General features: G+C 75.9%; 9 protein-coding genes. 5 read left to right on the plus strand and 4 right to left on the minus strand.

The window, feature by feature from the left end:
• Nucleotides 1–25: 25 nt before the first annotated feature.
• Entirely contained in the window at nt 26–496 is a 471-nt protein-coding gene (locus ACFRQN_RS21135) for an FMN-binding protein (protein ID WP_380741526.1), read from the minus strand.
• A 92-nt stretch (nt 497–588) separates the two neighbouring features.
• Nucleotides 589–1,968, minus strand: a complete 1,380-nt coding sequence (locus ACFRQN_RS21140) for a ferric reductase-like transmembrane domain-containing protein (RefSeq protein ID WP_380741527.1) — start codon at nt 1,966–1,968, stop codon at nt 589–591.
• Between the two features lie 227 nt (nt 1,969–2,195).
• Here ACFRQN_RS21140 and ACFRQN_RS21145 point away from each other — a divergent pair, with 227 nt between their 5' ends.
• A complete protein-coding gene (locus ACFRQN_RS21145) occupies nt 2,196–2,912 on the plus strand; it encodes a response regulator transcription factor (RefSeq protein ID WP_380741528.1) in 717 nt (238 codons plus the stop codon).
• Entirely contained in the window at nt 2,909–4,396 is a 1,488-nt protein-coding gene (locus ACFRQN_RS21150; protein WP_380741529.1) for a sensor histidine kinase, read from the plus strand. Before ACFRQN_RS21145 ends, ACFRQN_RS21150 begins: the two co-directional genes overlap by 4 nt.
• Here the strand turns inward: ACFRQN_RS21150 and ACFRQN_RS21155 are convergent.
• Nucleotides 4,377–5,426, minus strand: a complete 1,050-nt coding sequence (locus tag ACFRQN_RS21155; RefSeq protein ID WP_380741530.1) for a GlxA family transcriptional regulator — start codon at nt 5,424–5,426, stop codon at nt 4,377–4,379. The genes ACFRQN_RS21150 and ACFRQN_RS21155 overlap by 20 nt on opposite strands.
• Nucleotides 5,427–5,591: 165 nt before the next feature.
• Here ACFRQN_RS21155 and ACFRQN_RS21160 point away from each other — a divergent pair, with 165 nt between their 5' ends.
• Both ACFRQN_RS21160 and uppS read left to right on the plus strand, forming a co-directional pair.
• Nucleotides 5,592–6,182 carry a cysteine hydrolase family protein gene (locus tag ACFRQN_RS21160; protein WP_380741531.1) on the plus strand — a complete coding sequence of 197 codons (591 nt, stop codon included), beginning with the start codon at nt 5,592–5,594 and terminating at the stop codon, nt 6,180–6,182.
• 147 nt (nt 6,183–6,329) lie between these two features.
• Nucleotides 6,330–8,081 (plus strand): polyprenyl diphosphate synthase, encoded by a 1,752-nt coding sequence (gene uppS / locus ACFRQN_RS21165; RefSeq protein ID WP_380741532.1) that lies wholly within the window; start codon nt 6,330–6,332, stop codon nt 8,079–8,081.
• Here the strand turns inward: uppS and ACFRQN_RS21170 are convergent.
• The gene (locus tag ACFRQN_RS21170) at nt 8,026–8,706 is read right to left on the minus strand and encodes a hypothetical protein (RefSeq protein ID WP_074005775.1); all 681 of its coding nucleotides are present in this window, start codon (nt 8,704–8,706) and stop codon (nt 8,026–8,028) included. The two genes, uppS and ACFRQN_RS21170, sit on opposite strands and share 56 nt — an antisense overlap.
• Before the next feature lie 339 nt (nt 8,707–9,045).
• Here ACFRQN_RS21170 and ACFRQN_RS21175 point away from each other — a divergent pair, with 339 nt between their 5' ends.
• Nucleotides 9,046–10,041 (plus strand): hypothetical protein, encoded by a 996-nt coding sequence (locus tag ACFRQN_RS21175; RefSeq protein ID WP_380741533.1) that lies wholly within the window; start codon nt 9,046–9,048, stop codon nt 10,039–10,041.
• Nucleotides 10,042–10,146: the final 105 nt, after the last annotated feature.

Genomic DNA, 10,146 nt, shown 5'->3' on the forward strand with positions numbered 1-10,146 from the left:
TCGGCGTGGCGCAGCACGGGGCGCCTCAGCCCTTGGCCCGGTCGAGGGCGCTCTGGAGAGAGCGGACGTAGCCGTCGCTGGTGTACGTCGCGCCGCTGACCACGTCGATGGCGGCGCTCTGCGCGGATATCGCCTCCTGGTTGAGCACGGGCAGCGCGGAGCTGTTGATCTCGCGGTCGCGGCGCTCGGAGTTCGGGTACTTGACCACGTCGACGGCGGTGATCCGGCTGCCGGCCAGGGTGACCTGCACCTGGACCGGCCCGTACCGGGTGTTGACGGTGTCGCCGCTGACCTTCCGGGTGGCGCCCGTGCCCGTGGCGGAGGCGGAAGAGGAGGGTGCTGGGGCCTCCGACGGCTGCGAGACATCGGAACCGGAACCGGTACCCGCCCCCGAGCCGATCACCGGGGCGGGCCCGGCCGCCTCGTGCGGCTTGAGGGACAGCAGCAGCACCACCCCGGCCGCGGTGGCGGCGCTGGTGACGACGGCTCGGCGCATGGAAATCAACGCTCCTCAGGTGCTTGGCGAGCCGAACGGGCTCAGCGGGCGGAAGGACTCGGCGAACGAACGGGCTCAGCGAGCGGACTGGCTCAGAACGAAAAGCTCTCGTGGTGGATGCTCCCCCGTCGCACCCCCGCGGCCCGCAGCGCGCGCACGGCCTCCTCGGCCATCGCCTCCGGGCCGCACAGGTAGACCTCGTGCTCGGCGAGGTCCGGGACCAGCCGGGCCAGCGCGGCCCCGAGGTCGCCGACCTGCTCGCGCGAGCCGAGCAGCTCGTGCACCGCCGCACCGCGCCGCCGGGCGACATCGTCCAGTTCCGCCCGGAACAGCACGTCCTGTGGCCGCCGGGCCCGCTGGACCAGGGTCAGCTCGCCCGGCAGCGTCTCGAACAGGGCGCGCAGCGGGGTGATCCCCACCCCGGCGCCGAGCAGCAGCACCCGGCGCTGCCGCAGCCGCCGCCCGGTGAACGCCCCGTACGGGCCCTCGGCGCGCACCCTGGTCCCCGGGCGCAGGGCGGCCACGGCGGCGCTGTGCCCGCCGAGGTCCTTGACCGTGAAGCGCAGGAAGCGCGGGTGGGGCGGCGCGGACAGCGAGTACGGGTTGGCGGCCCAGCGCAGCCCGGGGGCCTGGAACTGGAGCCGGAAGAACTGGCCCGGCTCGGCGCGGAGTCCGTCCAGCCGCCGCCCGGTCAGGAAGAGCGACACCACGCCGGGGCCCTCCGGCCGTACCTCGGCGACGGTCAGGCCGTGCCGCCGGTCGAGCAGCCACGGTCGCAGCAGCCGGAACCAGCCGAGCAGCGCCGCCGTCCCGAAGTAGAGCGCGTACCAGGCGGCCCGGCCGGGGCCGCCGCCCAGGTCGGCGCCGGTGGCGAGCTGGTGGGAGAAGGCCAGCGCCACCGCGAGGTAGGTCGCCAGGTGCAGATAGTACCAGGTCTCGTACGGGAGGCGGCGTCGCGCGATCCGGGCGGAGACGGCGCCGGTGCCGAGCAGCAGCAGGGTGCCCAGGGCGGCCTTGACCATCTCGGGGTAGTGGAAGACGATCTCCACGCCCTCGCCGACCACCCCGCGCCCGTCGGTCAGCGCGTAGCCCCAGACGACCGCCAGCACGTGCACCGAGACCAGGGCCACCATCCACCGCCCGCCGAAGGCGTGCCAGCGCGCCAGCCGGTCCGCCCCGACCCCGCGCTCCACCGGCGGCAGCCGCGCCATCAGCAGGAGCAGCACCGGCGCGGTGTAGCCGGCCAGCAGTCCGGTGATCCGGCCGGCGCCGGTCAGCCAGCCGGCCGCGCCGACCACCGCCGGGGTGCCCGTCCACCACAGCGCGAGCACGCCGAGCGCGCCCACGGCGACCAGGCCGAGCGCCGCGCGCGGGTCGAGGGCGAACGGTGGTCGTGGCGCCGCCCGGTGCCTCGGGCGGTCGGGTGCCGGCCGGGGCCCGGGCCGCGACGTCGGTGCGGCGGCAGTGCTCATCGGGAACCTCCTCAGCGCCCGGCGGCGAGGGCCGCCGGGCCGCCCACGATCGCAGCGCAAGCTCTGAGCCGGCTCTGAGCCGGCCGGCCGGCGGGACCCGCTGTGAAGGCGTTCATGCAGGTCAATGGCAGTGTGATGGTCTACGAACCACTTTCCGGGGTCTCAGCGCTTTCTCATCGGGGCGGGTCAGGATGAGCACCGCGCAGCACGAGCCCGAGGGAGCCCCCATGGACGAGACCGCCGGCCGCCCGGACTGGCGGGTCCTGGTCGTCGACGACGAACCGGACCTGGTCGAGGTGGTGTGCGGGGCCGTCCGCTACGAGGGCTGGCAGGCGCGCGGCGCGACCACCGGCCTGGCCGCCGTCGAGGCCGCCGCGGCCTGGCGGCCGCACGCCGTGGTGCTGGACGTGATGCTGCCCGACCTCGACGGCCTGGAGGTGCTGCGCCGCATCCACGCCGGGCAGCCCGAGGCGCGGGTGCTCTTCCTCACCGCCCGGGACGCCGTCGAGGAGCGGATCGCCGGCATCGCGGCCGGCGGCGACGACTACGTGACCAAGCCGTTCAGCCTGGCCGAGGTGGTGGTCCGACTGCGCGGCCTGCTGCGCCGGGCCGCCCCGCCCGCCGTGCCTGGGCAGCCGCCCCCGCACGCCCTGGTGCTCGGCGACCTGGTGCTGGACGACCGGGCCCGCGAGGTCACCCGGGGCGGGGAGGCGGTCGAGCTCAGCCCCACGGAGTACGCGCTGCTCGCCCACCTGATGCGCCACCCCCGGCAGGTGCTCAGCAAGGCGCAGATCCTGGACGCCGTCTGGTCGTACGACTTCGGCGGGCAGGCGCACATCGTGGAGCTGTACATCAGCTACCTGCGCAAGAAGGTGGACGCCGGGCGCAGTCCGATGATCCACACGGTGCGCGGCGCGGGCTACCTGATCAAGGCCGCGACGTGAGGGACGCGCAGGCCGGCGACCCGAAGCGCCTGGGGTCCCGCGTCGCCCGGCTGGTGCCCCGCACCCTGCGGGCCCGGCTGATCGCCGGACTGCTGGTGCTGCTCGTCGTCACCTGCGCCGCCGTCGGCCTCGCCACCACCGCCGCGCTGCGCCACTTCCTGGTCGACCGGCTGGACCAGCAGCTCACCGAGTCCGGCGGACGCTACGCCGCGAGCCTGGAGCACACCGCCCAGGGCGCCGGCCCCGACACCCGGGCCCAGACCCCCGGCACCCTCGGCGTACGGCTGCTCGACGGCCGGGTCACCGCCGCGGGCGTGGTCGACGGGGACGCCGACGACGTGGACAGCCCCGGCGACGAGGACGACCGGGTCGCCTTCACCCCCGAGCAGCAGCACGCGCTGGCCGCCCTGCCCGTCGACGGCCCGGCCCGCACCCTCGACCTCGGCCGGGCCCTGGGCCGCTACCGGGTCCGCGCGGTCACCGGGCGGGACGGCGACGTGCTGGTCAGCGGCCTGCCGCTGCGCCCGGCCGAGGACACCGTCGAGCGGCTGGCGACCCTGGAGCTCACCGTCTTCGCGATCTCCGTCACCGCGGCCGGCGCCGCCGGGGCCGCCTGGGTCGGCGTCTCGCTGCGCCCGCTGCGGCGGGTGGTGGGCATGGCCGAGCGGGTCAGCGCGCTGCCGCTCGCCAGCGGCGAGGTGATGCTCGCCGAGCGCGTGCCCGACGACGACCCGCGCACCGAGGTCGGCCGGGTCGGCGCCGCGCTCAACCGGATGCTCGGGCACGTCGGCGGCGCACTCGCCCGCCGCCACGCGGTGGAGGAGCGGCTGCGCGGCTTCGCCGCCGACGCCAGCCACGAGCTGCGCACCCCGGTCGCGGCGGTCCGCGGCCACGCCGAGCTGGCGCTGCGCCACCCCGGGCCGGTGCCCCCCGAGGTGCGGCACTCGCTGGAGCGGATCGACGCCGAGGCGCTGCGGATGGGGGCGATCGTCGAGGACCTGCTGCTGCTCGCCCGGCTGGACGCCGGCCGCCCGCTGGCCGAGGAGGAGGTGGACCTGACCCGGACCGCCCTCGACGCGGTGGCCGACGCCCGTGCCGCCGGACCGGAGCACCGCTGGCGGCTCGTCCTGCCCGAGGAACCGGTGCTGGTGCGCGGGGACGGGCACCGGCTGAGCCAGGTGGTGGCCAACCTGCTGGCCAACGCCCGGAGCCACACCCCGCCCGGCACCGAGGTCGAGCTGCGGCTCGAACGGGCGGACGGCCAGGTCGAGTTGAGCGTCACGGACGAGGGCCCGGGGATCGCGCCGGAGCTGGCCGAGCGGGTCTTCGAGCGCTTCGTCCGGGGCGACCGGGCCCGCTCCCGGGCCACCGGCTCGACCGGGCTCGGCCTGGCGATCGTCCGGGCCGTGGTCGGGGCGCACGGCGGCACGGTGACGGTGGCGAGCCGGCCCGGCCGTACTGAGTTCACCGTCCGGCTGCCGTGACGGTCGCCCTGGCAGCGGTGGGGATCGCGGCGGGTGCGGCAGCCGTCCGGAAGCGCTGCCGGTAGTCGGTCGGCGTCGTCCCGAGGCGGCGGCGGAAGGCGCGCACCAGGGTGTCGACGGTGCCGAACCCGCAGGCGGTGGCGATGCGTTCGAGCGTCGCGTCGGTGGACTCCAGTCGGTGGCGGGCCAGTTCGACCCGGGCCGATTCGACGTAGGCGCTCGGGGTGGTGCCCAGCTCCGTCTTGAAGATCCGGGTCAACTGCCGTTCGCTGACGTGGGCGTGGGCCGCGAGGTCCGGGACGGTGAGCCGCCCGGAGAGGTTGCGCAGGATGTGGTGGCGCAGCTCCTCGATCCGCCGGGTGGTCGACACGGGCTCCAGCGGGACGCTGAACTGGCTCTGGCCGCTGGGGCGTTTGAGGTACATGACGAGCTGGCGGGCGACCCGCAGGGCCAGCTCCTCGCCGAAGTCCTCGGCGACCAGGGCGAGCGAAAGGTCCAGGCAGGCGCTGATGCCCGCGCCCGTCCAGACCTCGCCCTCGCGGATGAAGATCGGGTCCGGGTCGACCTCGATCTCCGGGTGCTCCTCGGCGAGTTGGCCGGCCGTGGACCAGTGGGTGGTGGCGCGCCGCCCGTCCAGCAGCCCGGCGGCGGCGAGCAGGTGCGCGCCGACGCAGACGCTCGCCACCCGGCGCGAGCGGGCGGCCAGGGTGCGGACCCGGTCGACCACCGCCGGGTCGGTGAGCGCGCGGACCCGGCGGCGCTCGTCCACCTCGACCGAGCCGGGCACCAGCAGGGTGTCGATCCGGCTCCGGGCGGCCTCGTCGAAGGTGAGGTCGGGCAGGATGCGCACGCCCGCCGAGGTGGTGACCGGCGCCGCCGTCTCGGCGGCGAGGACGACCCGGTAGCCGGTCGCGTCGTCGGTCTCCCGGCGGACCAGGGAGAACACCTCGGGCGGGCCGGTCACGTCGAGAAGGTCGACGCCCTCGAACAGCACGATGACGATCAGCCGTTGCGCAGCCGGTGCGGGCACTGCCTGCTCCCCTCGTTCCCCGGGGCGCTCTTCCCCGTCGATGTCGGAATCTGCATGTTAGGCGACATTGCCGACACCCGAGCGCCGCCCGTAGCGTTCTCGAAGCCGGCCGCACCAGGTGTGACCTGCGAGATCCCCGACTCCCGACCGTGAAGGCGGCACCCCATGCCCACGACGACCCTGCGCACCCTCAACGGCCTCGACGAGCAGCCCGCCGCGCTCGGCGACGCGACCCTGATCATGATCGACTACCAGAACACCTACGTGCGCGGCGTGATGGAACTGGAGGGCTGGCAGGAGGCGCTCGACGCCGGTGCCGACCTGCTCGCCCGGGCCCGGGACGCCGGCGCCCCCGTGATCCACGTGATCAACGACGGCGGCGAGGGCACCCCGTACGACATCCGGGCCGAGATCGGGCGGATCCACCCGAGCGTGGCCCCGGCCGAGGGCGAGCGGGTGGTGGTCAAGCAGGCCCCGGACGCCTTCGTCGGCACCGAGCTGGGCGAACTGCTCGACGCCGCCGGCCGCCGGGACGTCGTCGTCGCCGGGTTCATGACCCACATGTGCGTGGCCTTCACGACGGCCGGCGCCTTCCTGCGCGGCAACCGCCCGACCGTCGTGGCCGCCGCCTGCGCCACCCGCCCGCTGGAGTCGGCGGGCACCGGGCTGACGGCCGCCCAGGTCCACCGCGCGGCGCTGGCGACGATCGGCGACCTGTACGGCGTGGTGGTGGAGTCCCCGGCCGACCTCGGCTGAGGCCGGACCGGACCGCGCGCGGAGCCGGGGCCGAGGGCCGAGGGTCCACCCGGATCGCCACCGATCCGCCGCCGCCTCGTTGACCAGACGGTGCACGGCGAACAGCGGTGCACGGTGCGCGGTGGCGGAGAGGGGCGGGGAACGGGCATGGCGGCGAACGGGGCGGCAGCGGTGGGCGGTCCGCCGGAGCTGGCGGAGTCGTACCGGCTCTGCGAGCGGGAGGTGGCCGCCCACCAGGCCCCGCTGCGGGCGATCAGTGACACGCTGCCGCCCGAGGTGCGGCCGTACTTCCACGCCGTCAACGGCTTCGCCTCCCGGTCCGACCGGATCGCCGACGACGCCGCTGCCGACTCCGACTCCGACTCCTACGGTGACGAGGACGCCCAGGGCGCCGCCGACCCCGCCGAGCGCGAGCGCCGGTTCGCCCGCTGGCGGGCCGACACCTTGGCCGACCTCGCGGCCGGCCGCAGCGACCACCCGCTGCGCCGGGCCTTCGTCGACACCGTGCGGCGCTGGGAGCTGGACCGGGCGCTGGTCGAGGAGTTCCTGGACGCCACCCGGGCCGACGGCGCCCGGCCGCCCGCCTTCGAGACCCACGCGGACCAGCGCCGCCACCTGCGGGGCGTCGCGGGGACGGTCACCGAGCTGTGGGCCCCGCTGCTGGGCGCGCGGGGCCCGCGGGCGGCGGGCGCGCTGTCCGCGCTGGGGGAGGCCTGCCAGCTGGCGGACATCCTGGAGGACCTCCCGCTCGACCTCGCGGCCGGCCGCTGCTACCTGCCGCAGGAGGACCTGCGCCGACTCGGCCTGACCGTCGCCGACTTCGGCCGGGACAAGAGTCAGGACGACCGCCGACCCGACCGCCGCGCCGCCCTGGACGAGCTGGTCGAGAGCCAGCAGAGGCACCTGCACCGCCTGCTGGAGCAGGCCCTGCCCGCCACCTGGCTCGCCGCCCCCGGCTGCCGTCCGTTCCTGCACACCCTGCTGCTCGGCGCCCAGCTCCAGTACGACGAAGTGACCCTGCTGCGCTCACGCGTCCTGACCGAGGGCCTCACCCCGCTGAGCTCCGACGGCACCACGCCCCACCGCCGCGCCCGGCCCGCGCCTCCCGAGGGCGCGCCCGCCCACGTCGCCGTGATCATGGACGGCAACCGCCGCTGGGCCGAGGCCCGTCGGCTGCCCGCCCAGCACGGCCACCGGGCCGGGCAGCGGGCCGCGCTGCGCCTGGTCAACGCGGCGCTGCGGCTGGGCATCCGCCACCTGAGCCTGTACGCCTTCTCCACCGAGAACTGGGACCGCCCGCCCGAGGAACTGACCGCGCTGTTCGACTCGCTGGCCGACGGCCTCACCCGCAGTGCGGAGGGCCTGCACGCGCTCGGCGTACGGATCCGCTGGTGCGGCCGGCGGGACCGGGTGGACGAGTCGCTCGCCTCCTCGATCGCGCTGGTGGAGAGCCTGACGTCGAACAACGGCACGCTGACCCTGACGGTCTGCGTGGACTACGGCGGACGGGAGGAACTGGCCGCCGCGGCACGGGGCCTGGCCGCCGAGGCGGTGGCGGGCCGGATCAGCCCGGAGGCGATCGGCCCGGCCGACCTCGCCCGGCACCTGTACGCCCCGGACCTCCCGGACGTGGACCTGCTGATCCGCACCTCCGGGGAGCAGCGGATCAGCAACTTCCTGCCCTGGCAGCTCGCCTATGCCGAGTTGCTGTTCGATCCCACGCCGTGGCCGGACTACGACCTGGCCCGGCTGCGCGGGGCGGTCCGGGCGTACGCGGTGCGCGAGCGGCGCTTCGGCGGCGGCGTGCCCGCCCAGTCCCGGACACCCCGCAACGACCGGCCCGCTACGCCTTCTGCTCCTGGGCGGCCGGAGGAGGGGTGTACGTCCCCTGGGCCGTGACGTAGGCGAGCACCGTGTCCACGGTGACCGGGTGCGCGCCGAAGTTGGCGGTGTACGCGTCCACCGCCTCCTGGGTGGGGCGCAGCGGCACCCCGCTGAGCCGGACCTTCATCGGCTTCCCGGCCGGCACCGGATCGGCCGTCAGCTTGCCCTCGGTGAGGCCGCAGCGGAAGGCCGAGCGGTGCCCCATCTCCGCCCCGCTCACCTCGCACCGGCCCGAGCCCAGGCCGTCCTTGATCGCGCCGGACAGGTTGACCACCCGGTAGTCGCCCTTGGAGGTTCGGACGGAGACCCCACCGTCCAGCGCCCCGTCGCCGTGCGCCTTCGGCGGGTTGGCGAGGGACGGGTCGCCCACGGCGGAGCGGATCGGCAGGTGGACCGCCGGGCCCCGTTGGTCCAGCACCATGCGCGCCGGGGCGACGACGTCCACCATCGCGTGGAAGCGGTCCAGCTGGGCCTGTGCCTCCGGGGTCCAGCGCACCTCCACCCAGCCGTCGGAGAGCGTGCCCAGACTCCCGGTGCGGTCGGTGCCGCCGTCAACGGCACCGGCCGCCGTCCCGGTGAGCCACCCCAGTAGCGGGGCGCCCAGCGCCGCGCCCAGCAGCGAACGCCGCGTCGTGCCCATCGTCCCGAACCGTCCTTCCCTGGCCGCCCGGTACGGCCCCGGAAGCGATCATCCGTCCACCGACCGTCTCCGGGGCCGAGGCGGGGGACGAAACCACTCGTGCGGGGGGAGCGGGGAGCGGGCCGGGGTGGTTCGTCCGGGCACGGAAGCCCCCCGGGACGGCCGCCCGCCGGGTGCCCGCCGGGTGTCCGGTCCGGCTCTCGGGCCTCCCGCCCGAGAGCCCTGAATCCGGGCCGACCGACAGCCCGATGCCCGCCGGACGGCGGCCCGCCCGGCAATGGATTCGGTTCTCGCCGAACGGTCTTGCGGCGGTGCCGCATCCGGGCGACGATCGCGACCGTGCTGCGAATCATCTTCGGTACGGACGACCTGGAGCGGCTCCGGGTGGCGGAGCGCCCCGACATGTCGATGGAGCTCTCCCTGAGCGTGCACGCCCTGGTCAGCGGGGTGCGCGACCCGCGTTTCCGGGCCTGGCGCGAGCAGCTGCGGGCCTCCTGGAACCCGCGCACCGCGCTGCTCTTCGACCTCTACACCCCCACGGCGATCCCGGAGTTCCTCGCGGTGCGGCGCGACCCGGGCGCCACCGAGAGCGCCACCGCCCAGGCGCCCGAGGCGCCGCTGCGCGACCACCTGCGCTCGGTCGGCGGGGAGCGGCAGTTGAGCGCCTTCGCCCGGGGCGTCGCGGCCGGCGACCGCCGGGCCCGCAGGCTACTGGGCAACGTCACCGCCGACTACCAGACCCGGGCGATCGACCCGTACCGGCGGCAGATCGAGACCATCGTCACCACCGAGCACGGGCGCCGGCGCCGGATCGCCGAGCCGGACCGGGTGCTCGGCTCGCTGCACCCGACGGTGTCCTGGCGCCGCCCGGTGCTGAGCTTCCCGCTGGCCGGCGGATGCCGGCACGACGTGCGCCTGGACGGCCGGGGGCTGCTGCTCCAGCCGTGCGTGTTCGGCCCCCGCCGACCCGTCATCGCCCGTTTCGAGGACCCGGCCCAGCAGCCGGTGCTCCTGTACCCCGCCCGGATCGGTGGTCCCTTGCGCGCCGAGCCCGAGCCGACCCCCAGCCGCACCCTGACCGCGCTGCTCGGGCAGACCAGGGCCGCCGCCCTGGAGGCCATCGCGGCCCACGGGCCCTGCTCGACCAAGGACCTGGCGGGCCATCTCGACATCTCCACCGCCTCCGCGAGCGAGCACGCCACCGTCCTGGCCGACTCCGGGCTGACCACCAAGGACCGCACCGGCCGCTCCGTCACCCACCGCCCCACCGCGCTCGGCCACGCCCTGCTGGCCGGCCGCGTCCCCGCCCCGGACCCCGAGGACGACCCGGCCTGACCCCGCCTCCGCCACGCCCGGGGCCCTTCTCTGCCACACCCCGGGCGCCCATGAGTGCCGTCACCTGGGGACGAGTCGAGGACGGCAAGGCTGTCCGTGTTGGCA

The organism is Kitasatospora sp. NPDC056800, from assembly GCF_042789775.1.
Taxonomy (GTDB): Bacteria; Actinomycetota; Actinomycetes; order Streptomycetales; family Streptomycetaceae; genus Kitasatospora.

Coding starts and splice junctions, on each gene's coding strand:
- ACFRQN_RS21140 (WP_380741527.1), bottom strand. CDS start 1,968: ATGAGCACTGCCGCCGCACCGACGTCGCGGCCCGGGCCCCGGCCGGCA.
- ACFRQN_RS21170 (WP_074005775.1), bottom strand. CDS start 8,706: ATGGGCACGACGCGGCGTTCGCTGCTGGGCGCGGCGCTGGGCGCCCCG.
- ACFRQN_RS21145 (WP_380741528.1), top strand. CDS start 2,196: ATGGACGAGACCGCCGGCCGCCCGGACTGGCGGGTCCTGGTCGTCGAC.
- uppS (WP_380741532.1), top strand. CDS start 6,330: ATGGCGGCGAACGGGGCGGCAGCGGTGGGCGGTCCGCCGGAGCTGGCG.
- ACFRQN_RS21160 (WP_380741531.1), top strand. CDS start 5,592: ATGCCCACGACGACCCTGCGCACCCTCAACGGCCTCGACGAGCAGCCC.
- ACFRQN_RS21135 (WP_380741526.1), bottom strand. CDS start 496: ATGCGCCGAGCCGTCGTCACCAGCGCCGCCACCGCGGCCGGGGTGGTG.